The following is a 16,803-nucleotide window of genomic DNA, read 5'->3' as shown; positions in this document are numbered from 1 at the left end:
TCGCGCAATAATCGTTAGTTACCATAAGCTTGTTATTCATATTGTTTTAACCCACGGTTAGTAAAACTGTATTTTGGTCGACATGTTTTTTATCGGTCTGAACAACGTCTAGCTTATGATCATCATTAGTAATGATGATCATCGTTGTTGGATCATAGCCTGCGGCTATTATCGCATCTAAATCAAATTCAATTAGCGTATCACCTTTTGTCACCTTCTGACCTTTAACGACACAGCATGTGAAGTGCTGTCCCGCTAAGTTAACGGTATCAATCCCCACATGGATCAGCATTTCAATATTGTTAACCAGTGTTAAGCCAATCGCATGACCAGAAGAAAAGGTAATATCAACAACGCCATCTGCAGGTGCAATCACTTTTCCTGTTGTGGGGATAATTGCCATGCCAGGTCCCATAATGCCAGAGGCAAATGTTTCATCATTAACCTCTGAAAGTGCAACCGTTTTACCTTGCAGAGGTGAAATTAACCCAACAGGTAATTTACTATTCGCTATTTGTGGTTTTTTGTTGGTTGATGCAGCTTGTTTATTATTTTCTTCTTCGTCACGGATTGGATCGTCAGTAGGATCATCAAAACCAATAATAAGCGTTGCAATAAAAGTGGCTACACTGGCAATCAATAAGGTGATTATTGCATTTACTACTTGGTTATCTGTATCAGATATCCACATTGGTAAACTTAATAACCCCGGAGTGACATAGACAAACGCTTTTAACTTAACAATACCAGCAAATAATCCTGCAATAGCACCACCAATCATACAAGCGTACATTGGTTTTTTCAGTTTGAGGTTCACACCATACATAGCGGGTTCAGTTATACCACCAAAAAAGGCGGTAATACTGGCAGAAAAAGCTAATTGTTTTAAGGTTTTGTTTTTAGTACGCACAGAAACAGCTAAAGAAGCAGCAGCCTGAGACATGTTGGAGCATAGCGCCATAACACGAATAATCGGGTCAAAACCTTTTTGCTCCACTAACATAATACTGACAGGACTAAGTGCTTTATGCATACCAATAGATACTAACCATGGATAAATAGCCACTAATAATGGAATAGCAATAAAACCGGTGTGCTCTTGGATTAAGATCACCCCATCAGCAATTAATTGAGCGAACCATGAAGTGACAGGACCGACCGCAATCAACGCAATAGGTGTCGAAACTAAAATCACCAATAAAGGCACCATAAATACTTTAACCATTTCTGGCACAATACGAACAATAAAGCGTTCTATATAAGACATCATCCAAACAGTAATTAAAGCAGGGATCAGTTGAGATGAATATTTAACCAAAGCGACAGGAATATGCATAAACTCGACAGGCTCACCGGCTTTAACTAAGCTTGTCCATTCAGGACTGACCATCGCCAAACAGACCATTGCAGCTAAATATTGGTTACAATTAAATATTTTCGCCGCCGAGAAACCAATAAATACCGGCATAAAATAGAAGGCCGTATTAAAGATAAAGTTAAGGATATAATAGGTTTGGTCACTTTTATCCAACCAACCTAGCATCGTTAATACAATAAGTAACACTTTCCCCATACCGGCACCCGCTAACAGAGGGATAACCGGAGCGATAGAGCCAGTAATTGCTGATAATACTTTATTTACGATAGACTGTTTCTTCTGGTCTTTATTATTATCATGAGGAGTATTATTTGTTTTTATCATTTTTGTTAGTTCATTAAATACTTTATCAACATCATTACCGATAACCAGTTGATATTGTCCTCCCTTCATCACATCAGATAATATTTTACTATTTGCTTTGGCTTTTGAAGGATCAATTTTATCTTCATTATGTAATGTAAAACGTAATCGAGTGGAGCAGTGTACTAATGACTTTATATTATCCTCGCCACCAACAATAGCGAGAATTTGTTTTGCAAATTCTTTATAATTCATAGCATTGCCTTTTATTTATTCTGTAAAAATAAATTAAAGATATATGGATAGAGTTGGTTATCGCCTAACCAACTAAATTTAAATGATTTATTATTACGGCATATTTTTTATTTATTCATCTTTTTATTATCCTCTGCAATTTTTGCAATATGGATTATTAGATATAAAATTTCATTGTCATCTAAGGTGCAATTATATTTATCTTTAATAAATTTACTTATTTTCAAACAACACATATAAGGTTGATGGTATTTGTTTTTTATTATATCGAGTAACTCATTTTCTAAAGGTTCATGATCATTTTCAGGTTGTGAAAATAATCGGATGGAGAAATAGCGAAGATGTGTCACAAAACGACGATAATTTAACGATCCTATGTCGTACTCTATATTTAAATAATATTTGACTATATTAGTAATGCTTTGGATAAAGTGGGTCACTTTGTAGGTTTGCTGAATATTATCGTTTGTTCTAATACTGGCGATATGTAATGCAATAAATCCTGCTTCATCTTCTGGCATTGAAATGTTAAATCTATCATTAATTAATTTTAAGCCATAAAGACCAATATCAAACTCTTCACTATAAAAATTTTTTATCTCCCACAATATTTTATTTCTTATAAAAGTCCCTTCTTTATACCGTTCAATGCTGGCTTGAATATGGTCGATCAATGCAATATAGATACTATCTTGTGTATCTAAGGTCATTTTTTCTTTTGCATACTGAATAATATTGTCCGCAATTTCTACGTAATCTAACGTAATATTCGATAAAAGATCGAGCACTCTCTGCGGACAATTTTTAGGGCTTAAGATAAATTTTTTGGTTATTTGTTCAGATGTTATCTCATCACCTACTTTTTTGGCGTAGGCAATCCCTTTTCCCATGACGATAATTTCTTTTTCTGCTTCATCCAGAGAGATCACAACACTGTTATTTAATATTTTTTTAATTTTCATGTTCATCTGGCATGCTCAAAAATTTTCTTTTATTAAGGCTTAAAAACGCAAAAACCCATTTGTAGACAAAAAAATACTTTTCATCTACAAATGGGTTTTGTGTAGTAAGCTAGGTACTATTACAATCCCTACGTTTACTAGGACGTTAACATGGGATATTTATATCGTCAAACTTAGCACAGTAAAGTTAGTAATAGATCACATATTTATCCGACTTATTAAAAAAGGGATTGTTTAAGGTAAGAACGATACCGGCTGATGGCTTTATATTTTAATTTATAACCATATGATAATATTTTATAAAAAATAAATATCCTCTAGATTAGCTCCAACACTTAAAAATAACTTTTTTATCAGAAAAAATGACATTAATATCATTAGTATAAGTTTATTTTAATATAATAGGTCTATCTAAAGGTAAAAAATGTTAAAAATTAGAATATCACGCACCTCAGAAGCACCAGAAATCATACAAATCTGGAAAAATTCAGTCGATGCTACACATGACTTTCTGACAGCTAACGATCGCCAAGAGATTGAAAAAGAAGTTATCGGTTTTTTTTCCGAAACACCGGTATGGGTTGCTACTAATCAAGAAGATCGCCCACTCGGCTTTATGTTTTTACATGACGGTCATCTAGAGGCGCTTTTTATCGATGCATCGGCTCGCGGGTTAGGTATCGGAAAACAGTTAATATCACACGCATTAGCTCTTCATCCTAATTTAAGCGTTGATGTCAATGAACAAAATCAGCAAGCCGTCGGTTTTTATCAGCATATGGGCTTTCAAATATCTGGACGTTCGGAGTTGGATAATCAAGGAAGAGCGTACCCATTATTGCATCTAAGTAGAGCTAAGTAAGACATATAAGAAGATATAACTATTATTATTTTTCCAAAAAAATAAGCCATCAATCATACTTTTATTGGCAAAGATATTTAGATGATTAAAGCAACACACTGAAACCTTATGGTATGATGCCGTATTATGTTTGTGAAATAAAACCAGATAGAGTTTAACAACCAATACTCACAAACGAGATAAACTTCAATACGTTAAGAAAGACGACACCATGACTGACAGCCAAAATTTCGAATCCCACACCCCCATGATGCAGCAGTATCTTAAGCTTAAGGCAGAGCACCCAGAAATCTTACTGTTTTATCGTATGGGTGACTTTTATGAACTGTTTTTTGATGATGCTAAAAAAGCCTCACGCTTATTAGATATTTCATTAACAAAACGAGGTCAGTCGGCAGGTCAACCTATTCCTATGGCTGGCGTTCCTCATCATGCGGTTGAAAATTATCTGGCTAAATTAGTGCAATTGGGGGAATCCGTTGCCATCTGTGAACAAATTGGTGATCCGGCCACCAGCAAAGGCCCTGTTGAGCGTAAAGTGATCCGTATTGTCACACCGGGCACCGTTACGGACGAAGCGCTACTTGAAGAGCGCCAAGACAATCTATTAGCCGCTATCTGGCAAGATAAAAATGGCGCTTTTGGTTATGCCACTTTAGATATTACCTCTGGACGTTTTCGGGTCACTGAAATGCCGGATAGCGAAAGTATGGCTGCCGAGCTGCAACGCACTCACCCTGCAGAACTACTCTATCCAGAAACCTTTGAGTCAATGGCATTAATTGAGCGTCAGCAAGGTTTACGCCGACGTCCAATTTGGGAATTTGAGTGTGAGACCGCCAAACAGCAACTTAATTTACAGTTTGGAACCCGTGATTTAACTGGATTTGGTGTTGAAAATGCCCGACTTGCACTTTGTGCCGCAGGTTGCTTATTACAATATGTTAAAGATACGCAACGCACTGCGTTGCCTCATATTCGTAGCATTACCATGGAGCGTCCACAAGATACCATTATCTTAGATGCAGCCACTCGCCGTAATTTAGAATTAACCCAAAATCTTGCTGGCGGTTGTGATAACACCTTGGCATCTGTACTTGATCTGTGCGTGACCCCAATGGGAAGCCGTATGCTCAAACGTTGGATACACACCCCTTTACGCCAGCGTGAACAATTAATTAAACGCCAAGATGCCATTAGCGCCTTACAACCCCTCTATTTTGAATTACAGCCTTTTTTACGTCAGGTGGGTGATTTAGAGCGGGTACTTGCTCGTTTAGCATTGCGATCCGCTCGTCCTCGTGACTTATCACGTATGCGCCATGCCTTTCAACAATATCAAGATATCCACCAAGTGCTTGATCAGGCGGATATGCCCTATATTAAAGAATTACAGCAGCGTATCAGCCAGTTTGATGAGTTGCGTGAATTACTGGAAAATGCCATTGTTGAAACACCACCCGTATTAGTACGCGATGGGGGGGTGATAGCCTCTGGTTATAATGCAGAATTAGATGAATGGCGAGCACTGGCTGACGGTGCGAGTGACTATCTTGAAAAGCTTGAAGTTCGTGAACGTGAAAAATGGGGTATTGATACCTTAAAGGTTGGCTTTAATGGGGTTCATGGTTACTACATACAAGTCAGTCGCGGCCAAAGCAATTTAGTTCCAATGCACTATGTGCGTCGTCAAACACTGAAAAATGCTGAACGCTATATTATTCCTGAACTAAAAGAGTATGAAGACAAGGTATTAACCTCTAAAGGTAAAGCATTAGCAATTGAAAAAATGCTCTACGAAGAGCTTTTCGAAAAACTATTACCTCATCTAACCGCCTTACAAACCAGTGCTGAAGCGTTAGCTGAAACCGATGTTCTGGCTAATCTCGCTGAGCGTGCAGAATCACTCAATTATACACGCCCTGAATTAACAGAAAAAACAGGTATTCAAATCACTGGTGGACGTCACCCTGTTGTAGAACAAGTACTGAGTGAGCCATTTATCTCAAACCCTCTACAACTCGCGCCTCAACGCCGTCTACTCATTATTACCGGCCCTAATATGGGCGGTAAAAGTACCTATATGCGTCAAGCGGCATTAATTACTCTACTGGCTTATATTGGTAGTTTTGTGCCCGCAGAAAAAGCGGTAATAGGCCCAATTGATCGTATTTTTACCCGCGTGGGTGCTTCTGACGATCTGGCTTCGGGTCGTTCAACATTTATGGTGGAAATGACAGAAACCGCAAATATTCTTCATAATGCCACTGAAAACAGTTTAGTGTTAATGGATGAAATTGGCCGAGGCACTTCTACTTATGATGGGCTTTCTCTCGCTTGGGCTTGTGCCGAAAATTTAGCGAATCGCATTAAAGCGATGACACTCTTTGCCACACACTATTTTGAATTAACGACACTGCCAGAAAAACTAGAAGGCACTGCCAATATTCACTTAGATGCGGTAGAGCATGGTGAGACTATTGCCTTTATGCACAGTGTTCAAGAAGGTGCTGCCAGTAAAAGTTATGGTTTAGCGGTTGCGGCATTAGCCGGTGTGCCAAAAGAGGTGATCCGCCGTGCAAAGCAGAAATTAAAAGAGCTGGAAACCCTATCTGGTCATTCAGGGGCAAGCCATGTAGAAACGTCACAACTAATGTTATTAGCAGATATTGAGCCTTCTGAAGTTGAATTAGCATTAAATAAAATTGATCCGGATTCATTAACACCAAAACAAGCGTTGGAATTGCTCTATCACTTAAAAGAGCTAAATAAATAACAAAAGAAAAGCCGATTAGTTAATTTAACTAATCGGCTTGATAACGCATTGGGCACCTAAAGCAACTAGTTCATCTTAAAAAGTGCCTCTATGCATAATCCTTGCCCTTGCAGAATATCTTTTAAACGACGTAATCCCTCAACTTGGATTTGACGAACCCGCTCTCTTGTCAAACCAATTTCTCGACCAACATCTTCTAATGTTTCAGCCTCGTAACCCAGTAATCCAAAGCGACGCGCTAATACTTCGCGCTGTTTTGGATTTAATTCAAATAACCATTTTACGATATTTTCCTTGAGGTTATTATTTTGAATGGTTGCTTCTGGCCCTTCTTCATTTTCGTCTGAAATAATATCTAGTAAGGCTTTATCTGAATCCCCACCAATCGGTGTATCAACAGAAGAAATACGTTCATTTAAACGTAGCATTTTGCTGACATCATCGACCGGTTTATCCAGCGTTTGCGCAATTTCTTCAACACTTGGCTCATGATCAAGCTTATGTGCTAATTCTCTTGCGGTTCTTAAATAGACATTGAGTTCTTTAACGATATGAATGGGGAGACGAATAGTGCGGGTTTGGTTCATAATGGCACGTTCAATAGTTTGACGTATCCACCATGTGGCATAGGTTGAAAAACGAAACCCTTTTTCAGGATCAAACTTTTCAACAGCACGAATAAGGCCTAAATTACCTTCTTCAATTAAGTCAAGAAGAGCTAACCCTCGGTTCGTATAACGGCGAGATATTTTAACAACTAAACGTAGATTACTCTCTATCATCCGTTGTCTTGACGGGATATCACCTCGTAACGCTCTACGAGCAAAGAATACTTCTTCTTCAGCACTCAACAATGGAGAATAGCCAATTTCTCCTAAATAGAGCTGAGTTGCATCTAACGCACGCTGATTGACTCCTTCAATGAGTTCAATTTCATCTTGAGCGTCAGATTCATTTTCAGCCTCTTTTGTTGCGGCTGCTTCATCGAACTCTTCCATGTTCTCATCAATATCATCAGTATATAACTCGTCTACTCTTAGCGTACTTTGGCTCATCAGCTGCTCCTACCCTTGATAATTTAGGTAAACGACGCTCTTAATGAGATCGATTTACCAGTTTATCGCTGTGTCACGACACAACGGGTTTACTGATTTTCCCTTGTAACGAATTACAAAATAAAAAATAACATAATCTGTTTTACTGTTAATTTACTTTATAGTTTATTCAATATATTTATTAACTATAAGTATTAGTTATTAACAGCAATTATTATTATTTTACGTATATTTATCTATACGTATATTCACTGTTTAACAAGCAATATGTGACAATGTACATCAAAAAAAAGATAAACAAAAATCCGCAATAATAAAATAATATTCAATAATATATATTATTCTAAAGATAAGACAAAAAACAAACCTATAATAAAAACAATAAGTTAATTCAATACACTATCTTTGAATACATTAGATTTTTATTCATACTTTTAACTAACGTTTTTTAGCATACTCATTCATTGTTCGATAATCAACAGTCTAATTTAATCTTATCTATAATTTGACAGAAATATCTCATTTTGCTTACGTTCCAACTAAGCAATCTTACTTAGTGAAAGAAATTTATTTTCAAGGTTTTAATTAATTTAATAACTAAAAAAGCCCTTTTGTTAATATTAACAAAAGGGCTTAATTTTCAGATTATTCACTAACAACGTTAAGCGTTTATTTATCTTTTAGGTAAATAGCTCATTGGGTTAAGTGATTTTTCTTTATAACGGATCTCAAAGTGTAATCGAACAGAACTAGTACCAGTACTTCCCATGGTCGCAATTTGCTGTCCTGCATTTACATTTTGCTGTTCACGTACCAAGATTGTATCGTTATGAGCATAAGCACTAAGATATTCATCATTATGTTTAATGATAACTAAATTACCATAACCTCGTAATGCGCTCCCTGCATAAACCACTTTACCTGCGGCTGTTGCCACAATGGGTGAACCTCGTGTACCACTAATATCAATACCTTTATTACCACCAGGCGCATTTGAGTAGCTCTCAATAATTTTACCTTGTGCTGGCCATACCCATTTACCTGTTGCGGCTGCAGGTTTAGAGGTTGCCGTTGTGTTATTACTGGTTGTTGCCGAAGTTGTTGGTGTCGAAGTCGTTGTCTTTGGCGGTGTCGTTGTTGTTGGTTTCGTGATCAACGGCCCCATTGAGCTATTATTATTTGACGGCTTAGTTTGTGCCGTCTGAACGCCTTCACTACTTGGTTTATTAATTACTGAAGTATTTACATTGGTATTGGTACCGGTATTAACTTGACGGTTACCAATCTTAAGTACTTGTCCAACATTTAAGCTATATGGCTCTGGAATATTGTTCATTGAGGCCAAATCTTTTACATCACTATCCGTGATCCACGCAATATAAAACATTGTATCGCCACGTTTAACCGTATAAGTGTTACCGCTGTAATTCCCTTTAGGGATATTGTCATAATTACGGTTATACACAATGCGTCCGCTACCATCCGTATTGACATTTTGAGGGGTAACATTTTGCGTACGAGGCTGGCTTTGAGGCTGCGCGGTTGTGTTATTCACTCTAATAGAAGGAGGAGGCGTTGTTTGTAACGGAGTTGAACCTCTTTCAATAGGTGTTGCCACTCCTGCATTACTGTTAGTTGTAACAGGTGATGTAGAAACGGTACGATTTGACGAACTATCATTGACAGAGGTTATCGGTGCAGGACGATAAGGCGTGTCGGCACAGCCTGTTAATGCAAATCCGATTACCGAACACATGATTGCCCAGCGGACATGCTTAATTGGGCTTTCTGAATTCATACTTCCTTCTCCCTTTTAAAAGGCATTAGCGTCTAGCAATTTGTTGAGTAACACAAAGAGACTGCAATTTTTTGAAAATATTTCATTTATTAGTGCAGATTACGACAAGCTACAAAAAAGCAGTAATAAAAAATGGTCAGATTTATCTGGAAGTTATGCTAACTCACCCGCAATTAGGGGGACAAAGCGTACAGCCTCGATAGATTGATAGTGAAAATCATTACCTAAACGACGAATAAACTTAAGCATCTGCTGCTGTTCACCGACAGGAATGATCATCCTGCCACCATCAGCTAATTGCATCAAGAGTCGTTGCGGTACTTCTGTTGCACAGGCAGTAACAATAATAGCATTAAAGGGGCCTTTTGATACCCAACCTTCCCAACCATCACCATGACGAGTCGAAATATTATGTAAATCAAGGTGTTTAAAGCGTCGTTTTGCCTGCCACTGCAATATTTTTATCCGTTCAACTGAACTGACATGATGCACTAAGTTTGCTAATACTGCAGTTTGATAACCAGAGCCTGTGCCAATCTCTAACACAGAATCCGTTGCTTGTAATTCAAGCAGTGATGTCATTTTAGCAACAATATAAGGCTGTGAAATAGTTTGACCATTACCAATAGGTAAAGCCGTATTTTCATAAGCCTTATGGGAGAGCGCTTCATCAATAAATAGCTCTCGGGGTACTTTGCTCATAGCTTCCAACAGACGCTCATCATTGATGCCGTGTTGTTTTAACATTGTCAGTAAGTCTTTCATTGACCGACTTAACATGTTTTTTCGACCTCTGCTTTATTTAACCAATCTTTTAATAACTCAAGCGCTTTATACGCTGTTGAATCAACATGTAATGGTGTGATGGAAACATAACCTGCATCAACCGCTGCAAAATCTGTATCCGGCCCCACATCATTTTTTTCGCCAGGAGGCCCGATCCAATAAAGGGTATTTCCTTTCGGATCTGTTTGTGTATAAACATGTTGTGAAGCATGACGACTTCCACAACGTGTTATACGAAAACCTTTGATCTCCGCTAACGGAATATCAGGCACATTAATATTTAAAATATTCCCAGCTCTTAAAGGCACTCGTTGTAGCATAGCTAAAACATCACAAGTCACTTGGGCTGCTGTGTCAAAATGCGTTTCGCCATCAAGTGATACCGCAATCGCAGGTAAACCTAAGAACCGGCCCTCTGTAGCGGCAGCAACAGTACCAGAGTAAAGCACATCATCCCCTAAATTAGGGCCATGATTAATGCCAGACACCACAATATCTGGACGCGGTCTGACGAGATGATTAACACCGAGATAGACACAATCCGTGGGTGTACCTTCAACTATCGCAATATCACCATTTTCATGTCGCTGTTTACGTAACGGTCTATCAATAGTTAATGAATTGGATGCTGCACTACGATTGCGATCCGGTGCGACAATTTGTACATCATAACGCTGGCGTAAGGCTTTTGCGAGTGTCTGTATCCCTTTTGCCATAACACCATCGTCATTACTCACTAATATTTTCAGCATCAATATTCCCTAATAATATCAATTCACGGACAACGCTAGTGGCAAAACTTCCTGCTGGCAAAAAGAACGATAAAGAAACCGTAGTATCATCTAGCCAATGCCATGACATATTTTCTGGTAGCAAATTAATCGCACGGCGAGTGGTATCAACTCGCTCTTGTTGCGCTAATGACCATAATGCTTCGTAGTCAGCTAAGCTGTCGGTTTCAAATATCAGTGCTTGAGCTTGTGTACCTAAGTCACCTTTACCCGGCAATGGAGCGGTAATATGTATATCATGCTCTTCATAGCGTGTTTGTGTTTGGGCAAGTTCTGCTTCTTCTGCCACAAACCAACTTCTTTTACCGTGCAATTGCATCGCATCACCACAAAGCACTTGAGTATAAATATGACGCTCAAGTCGTTGGCTCACCAGATGATTAAACATCGCACTACGTGCTGCTGAGAGATAAAAGCTACGTTTGCTACGCTCTTTTACCCGAATTTCATTGGTTGCCCAACGCCATGCTTGACGTAAATTGTCGCCATTACGACCAAAGCGTTGCACACCAAAATAGTTAGGAACCCCTTGTTTTTGTATCTCTACTAGACGAGTTTCCACCGATGTCACATCGGAGATATCACGTAATACTAAGGTGAAATGGTTCCCTTTTAATGTACCAATTCGTAGCTTACGTTGCTGGCGGGTGGTTGTTAATATTTCGCAACCTTCTAAAGTAAATTGACTAAAGTCGGGCATCTCTTTACCCGGCATACGCAAACAAAACCATTGTTCCGTAACCGCATTTCTGTCTTTGAGCCCTGCATAACTAGCATCTCGAGGATGAATACCGGCAAATTTAGCTAACTTTTCAGCCACAAAAGCCGTATTACAACCTGTTTTTCTGACTCTAACCATCACGTGTTCGCCTTCACCATCTAAGGTAAAGCCGAGATCTTCGCTGACCTTAAAATCTTCTGGTGTCGATTTTAATCGCCCTGTCGCTGTCGGTTTGCCATGTAGCCAATGAAGTTCTGGTAAATCACTCATTAAGATAAAGACTCTTTGATTAATAACACCACCGCTTCACAAGCGATACCTTCTTTGCGTCCTACAAAACCTAATTTCTCAGTAGTGGTCGCTTTAACATTGATATCATCAACATGACAATGGAGATCTTCAGCAATATTGACACGCATTTGTGGAGTATGAGGTAGCATTTTAGGTGCCTGAGCAATAATAGTGACATCAAGATTACCAATACGGTAACCTTTAGCCATCACTCTTGAAAAAGCTTCGCGCAATAATACTCGGCTATCCGCACCTTTATAAGCCGGATCTGTATCAGGAAATAATGTACCAATATCGCCCATCGCAACAGCACCTAAAATGGCATCTGTCACCGCATGTAGTACAACATCGCCATCTGAATGGGCTAGTAGACCTTGTTCATAAGGAATTCTCACACCACCAATAATAATTGGGCCTTCTCCGCCAAATTTATGTACATCATAACCGTGTCCAATTCTCATATTATGTGTTCCTTATGCTGGTAATTTGTCGAGAGAGGAAAAATTCTGCAAGAGCCAAGTCTTCTGGTTGTGTGACTTTTATATTATCCGCACGGCCTTTAACTAATAAGGGTTCATATCCACCAAACTCCATCGCAGATGCTTCATCAGTAATGGGTACGTTTTGTGCCAATGCGTTTTCAAGATTTTGTTTTAACAAGGCCGCTGGGAAAAATTGTGGCGTTAAAGCATGCCATAGCGTGTCTCTTGCCACTGTTTTTTCAATATGGTTATCTTGTTGATGACTACGTTTCATCGTATCACGCACAGGAGAGGCTAAGATCCCGCCACAAAATTGAGGATCAAGATGGTTATCATCAATGAGTTGAATAAGATTATCCAAATCACTAAAGGACAGGCAAGGTCTTGCCGCATCATGAACTAGCGCCCATGTATTTTGCGCAAGATGTTCTGTAATATAGCGAAGCCCTGATAATACCGAATCAGCACGTTGTCCCCCTCCTTTAACGACAATAATTCGTTTATCTTTAGCAAGGGCTAGGTGATAAAAATAGTCATCTTCTGGGTTAATTGCGACAATAATTTGCGAAATGCGTGGATGTTTTAATAGCGCATTAATAGTATGTTCAAGGATAGTCAATCTGCCAATTTTAAGGTATTGCTTCGGGCAGGTTGCTTGCATTCGACTACCTATGCCGGCAGCGGGAATAACCGCCACAATAGGAAAAGTAGAGTTTGGTATATTCATTATAGTATTTATATCAAGGCACACTATTAATTCAACAAATTAACGACGTGGTTGGGATTTATCATTAACAATACGATAAAAGCTTTCATTAGGCTTTATCATGCCAAGTTCACTACGAGCACGCTCATCTAACGCTTCTTGCCCGCCATTGAGGTCATCAATCTCCGCAAATAAGCGATCATTACGCGACTTTAATTGTGCGTTTTGCGCTAATGCAGATTCAACTTCTTGACTTACTTTGTTGTAATCATGAATACCATTTTTACCTAACCACAATGAATATTGTAGAAAACCAAGTAAGATCAGAAGTAAGACTGTTAATTTCCCCATTACCACCCCCAAAATGAATGGGCTAATCATCCCACAACTCTCCCATCTGCGCCACAAAAGCGCGCAGATATATTACATGAATATTCGTATTCCCCCCACCCTTAACATAAACAATCACGCTATTTTTCAGATAAAGTATAAGTTATATGCTTAAAAGCGCGTTTTTATCTACTGGAGTGGTGAGTAAAGAAGTGGTATTTACAATGTATTTGCCGCCAAATCAGTTTATTAAAAAACCCCTTCTATCCCTACATATTTTCCCAGATAAGAGAAAATGATGTAGAGATATGATTAGCGGTAAATTTGTTGTTGCTGTAAATAAGCGAGGATTTGTTGTGTAAGCTCATTAATCGCGAGTGAGCCGTCTAAATGAATTTCTGGCGCAATGGGTCGTTCATAAGGTGAATCAATGCCGGAAAACTGTTTGATCTCGCCTCGTCGTGCTTTTTGATAGAGGCCTTTAGGATCACGTGCTTCACAAAGGGCTAAAGGTGTATCAACAAAGATCTCAATAAATCGCCCTTGAGCAAACCTTTCTCTTACTTGTTGTCTATCTTGCTGATAAGGAGAAATAAATGCTGTTAAGACAATTAATCCGGCATCAACCATTAGTTTAGCTACTTCCCCTACACGGCGAATATTTTCATGCCTATCTTGTTCACTAAACCCAAGATCATGGCATAAACCATGGCGTAGATTATCACCATCTAATAAATAGGTGCGGATAGGCGCATGGAGTGTCGAGTACTGATATAAGGTTTGCTCTAGCGCATCAGCCAGTGTTGATTTACCTGAGCCAGATAACCCAGTAAACCAAAGTACACATCCTTTGTGTACCTGTTGTGCTTCACGCTCTTTTAACCCTATTTGATGAGGATGCCAGACAATATCTTGATGTATCGTCACTATTTTCCTCCCAGTAAGTCTCTTGCGCCCCAATGCGGAAAATGGCGGCGGATCAACTGATTGAGTTCAATTTCAAATGCATCGTATTGGGAAGTTGTGGGTTGCACGTTGTCGCGAATTTCTCGAATAAGACCAGCACCCACCGTGACATTGCTTAATCTATCAATAAAAATAAGCCCTCCTGTTTGTGCATTAAGTTGATAGTTATCCAGCACCAATGGCTCTTCAAATAACACTTCAACATGCCCAATGGCATTTAGCGCTAAACTTTCGGTCACTTGTTGAGTGAGCTTATCCACATCAACTTGATAGTGAATATTCTCTATTTTGGCACGACTTTTTTTGCCCGCTACTTTGATATCAAGGGTTTGTCCCTGTACTAACGGTTGTTCTGACATCCATACGATATCCACCAACGCATGATTGCTAACATTAGCAGTGGTATCGTTAGCATCAACAATAATGTCGCCACGACTAATATCGATTTCATCCGCTAACACCAGTGTAATCGCTTGACCCACTTGCGCCTGAGTCAGATCGCCATCAAAAGTCACAATACGTTTAATGGTTGAACGCTGTCCTGAGGGTAATACTTTGATTTGTTGTCCTTGATAAAGAGAGCCTGATGAAACTGTGCCACTGTAGCCTCTAAAATCTAAATCAGGACGATTCACATACTGTACAGGAAAACGCAATCTTTGAGATTTAGCCCCTAATTTAAATTTAACCGGCGCATCTTCAAGTAATGCCAGCAGGGTTTTTCCTGTATACCAAGGCATATTTAATGAAGGAGATACCACATTATCCCCCTCCAGTGCAGAGATAGGCACAAATTCGATAGTGAGATCGCGCGGTAATTGTTGTGCAAAGTGCAGGTAATCTTGTTGGATCGACTCAAAGATCTCTTGTTGATAATCAAGTAGATCCATTTTATTAATCGCGACCACTAAGTGACGGATCCCAAGGAGTGTGCTAATAAAACTATGGCGGCGAGTTTGCTCTTGTACCCCTTTTCGAGCATCGATCAGCAGAATAGAAAGCGTACTCGTTGATGCTCCTGTCGCCATATTGCGGGTATATTGTGCATGTCCCGGCGTATCTGCAATAATAAATTTTCGTTTGGCTGTTGAAAAATAGCGATAAGCTACATCAATAGTGATCCCTTGCTCTCGTTCAGCCGCTAAACCGTCCACCAGCAAAGCGAGATCTAATTTTTCACCTTGAGTACCAATCTTTTTACTTTCGTTTTGTAAGGTGGAGAGCTGATCTTCGTAGATCTGCCGCGTATCATGAAGTAAGCGACCAATTAAGGTGCTTTTTCCATCATCAACATTGCCACAGGTTAAAAAACGTAATAACCCTTTGTTCTGTTGTGTTTTTAAATAATTTTCTACACCACCTGATTGTGCTATTTCACCGGCGATCAGTTGGTTGGTTTTGATGGCTGCAAGTCCCATAGTGACTCCTATTAAAAATAACCCTGACGTTTTTTAAGTTCCATTGAAGCAGACTGATCACTGTCAATTAAACGCCCTTGTCGCTCGCTACTGGTGGAAATTAACATCTCTTCAATAATGGCGGGTAATGTGTCTGCTTGTGAAGGAATAGCGCCCGTTAATGGCCAGCAGCCTAATGTTCTAAAGCGTACTTTTTGTTGTGTGATCACCTCTCCAGCTTTTAGGTCGATTCGATCATCGTCAACCATAATCAAGGTACCATCCCGCTCAATAACTGGACGGTGTTTAGCGAAATAGAGCGGCACAATATCGATGTTTTCTAAATAGATATATTGCCAAATATCTAGCTCCGTCCAATTTGATAATGGAAAAACGCGAATACTTTCCCCTTTATTAATTTGGCCGTTGTAGTTTTGCCATAATTCTGGACGTTGATTTTTCGGATCCCAACGATGAGATCTATCTCTAAATGAGTAAATACGCTCTTTAGCACGCGATTTTTCTTCATCACGACGCGCCCCACCAAATGCGGCATCAAAACCATATTTATCCAGAGCTTGCTTAAGACCTTCTGTTTTCATGATATCTGTATGCTTGGCGCTACCATGAATAAAGGGATTGATCCCCAATTGTGCCCCTTGGGGATTACGATAAACTTTGAGATCAAAACCATACTCTTTGGCCGTTTTATCGCGAAACTCATACATCTCACGAAATTTCCAACCCGTATCAACATGTAAAAGAGGAAAAGGTAATTTCGCCGGATAAAAAGCCTTACGTGCTAGATGCAACATCACCGAAGAATCTTTGCCTATTGAGTAAAGCATGACGGGATTTTCAAATTCAGCGACAACTTCACGCAGTATATAAATGCTTTCTGCTTCTAATTGCTGAAGATGAGTTAATTGTGTTTCATTCATAAC

General features: G+C 39.2%; 15 protein-coding genes. 2 read left to right on the top strand and 13 right to left on the bottom strand.

The window, feature by feature from the left end:
- Positions 1-46: 46 nt before the first annotated feature.
- Positions 47-1,936, bottom strand: coding sequence for a beta-glucoside-specific PTS transporter subunit IIABC (locus AACV00_RS13340; RefSeq protein WP_049213556.1), 1,890 nt, complete (start codon positions 1,934-1,936; stop codon positions 47-49).
- A 107-nt stretch (positions 1,937-2,043) separates the two neighbouring features.
- Positions 2,044-2,904 (bottom strand): BglG family transcription antiterminator LicT, encoded by an 861-nt coding sequence (gene licT / locus AACV00_RS13335; RefSeq protein WP_081213225.1) that lies wholly within the window; start codon positions 2,902-2,904, stop codon positions 2,044-2,046.
- A 418-nt stretch (positions 2,905-3,322) separates the two neighbouring features.
- Between licT and AACV00_RS13330 the strand changes: the two genes are divergently transcribed.
- Positions 3,323-3,760 (top strand): acetyltransferase, encoded by a 438-nt coding sequence (locus AACV00_RS13330; RefSeq protein ID WP_161680363.1) that lies wholly within the window; start codon positions 3,323-3,325, stop codon positions 3,758-3,760.
- A 211-nt stretch (positions 3,761-3,971) separates the two neighbouring features.
- Positions 3,972-6,536, top strand: coding sequence for a DNA mismatch repair protein MutS (gene mutS, locus AACV00_RS13325; protein ID WP_004250269.1), 2,565 nt, complete (start codon positions 3,972-3,974; stop codon positions 6,534-6,536).
- A 65-nt stretch (positions 6,537-6,601) separates the two neighbouring features.
- Here the strand turns inward: mutS and rpoS are convergent, their stop codons facing one another.
- From rpoS to cysD, 11 genes are all read right to left on the bottom strand, one after another.
- Complete coding sequence (gene rpoS / locus AACV00_RS13320; RefSeq protein WP_004244343.1) at positions 6,602-7,591, bottom strand: RNA polymerase sigma factor RpoS; 990 nt, start codon at positions 7,589-7,591, stop codon at positions 6,602-6,604.
- A gap of 673 nt (positions 7,592-8,264) precedes the next feature.
- Complete coding sequence (gene nlpD, locus AACV00_RS13315; protein WP_004244344.1) at positions 8,265-9,389, bottom strand: murein hydrolase activator NlpD; 1,125 nt, start codon at positions 9,387-9,389, stop codon at positions 8,265-8,267.
- Between the two features lie 153 nt (positions 9,390-9,542).
- Positions 9,543-10,169, bottom strand: a complete 627-nt coding sequence (locus tag AACV00_RS13310; RefSeq protein WP_004244345.1) for a protein-L-isoaspartate(D-aspartate) O-methyltransferase — start codon at positions 10,167-10,169, stop codon at positions 9,543-9,545.
- A complete protein-coding gene (gene surE, locus AACV00_RS13305; RefSeq protein ID WP_004244347.1) occupies positions 10,163-10,927 on the bottom strand; it encodes a 5'/3'-nucleotidase SurE in 765 nt (254 codons plus the stop codon). Before surE ends, AACV00_RS13310 begins: the two co-directional genes overlap by 7 nt.
- Positions 10,905-11,957, bottom strand: coding sequence for a tRNA pseudouridine(13) synthase TruD (gene truD, locus AACV00_RS13300; protein WP_124725178.1), 1,053 nt, complete (start codon positions 11,955-11,957; stop codon positions 10,905-10,907). Before truD ends, surE begins: the two co-directional genes overlap by 23 nt.
- Positions 11,957-12,439, bottom strand: a complete 483-nt coding sequence (gene ispF, locus AACV00_RS13295) for a 2-C-methyl-D-erythritol 2,4-cyclodiphosphate synthase (RefSeq protein WP_004248690.1) — start codon at positions 12,437-12,439, stop codon at positions 11,957-11,959. Before ispF ends, truD begins: the two co-directional genes overlap by 1 nt.
- 1 nt (position 12,440) lies before the next feature.
- A complete protein-coding gene (gene ispD / locus AACV00_RS13290) occupies positions 12,441-13,187 on the bottom strand; it encodes a 2-C-methyl-D-erythritol 4-phosphate cytidylyltransferase (RefSeq protein ID WP_004244352.1) in 747 nt (248 codons plus the stop codon).
- A 39-nt stretch (positions 13,188-13,226) separates the two neighbouring features.
- Positions 13,227-13,517, bottom strand: a complete 291-nt coding sequence (gene ftsB, locus AACV00_RS13285) for a cell division protein FtsB (protein ID WP_026090399.1) — start codon at positions 13,515-13,517, stop codon at positions 13,227-13,229.
- A 291-nt stretch (positions 13,518-13,808) separates the two neighbouring features.
- On the bottom strand, positions 13,809-14,423 hold the full coding sequence (gene cysC, locus AACV00_RS13280; RefSeq protein WP_004248692.1) for an adenylyl-sulfate kinase: 615 nt from the start codon (positions 14,421-14,423) through the stop codon (positions 13,809-13,811).
- On the bottom strand, positions 14,423-15,880 hold the full coding sequence (gene cysN / locus AACV00_RS13275; protein WP_036900301.1) for a sulfate adenylyltransferase subunit CysN: 1,458 nt from the start codon (positions 15,878-15,880) through the stop codon (positions 14,423-14,425). The genes cysC and cysN overlap by 1 nt, the downstream gene beginning before the upstream one ends.
- An 11-nt stretch (positions 15,881-15,891) precedes the next feature.
- The gene (cysD, locus tag AACV00_RS13270; protein WP_004244356.1) at positions 15,892-16,800 is read right to left on the bottom strand and encodes a sulfate adenylyltransferase subunit CysD; all 909 of its coding nucleotides are present in this window, start codon (positions 16,798-16,800) and stop codon (positions 15,892-15,894) included.
- Positions 16,801-16,803 lie beyond the last annotated feature (3 nt).

Source organism: Proteus sp. G3927, assembly GCF_963894685.1.
GTDB classification, from domain to species: Bacteria; Pseudomonadota; Gammaproteobacteria; order Enterobacterales; family Enterobacteriaceae; genus Proteus; species Proteus mirabilis.
The sequence above is the reverse complement of the archived record's forward strand: the minus strand, read 5'-3'. Positions and strand labels throughout refer to the sequence as shown.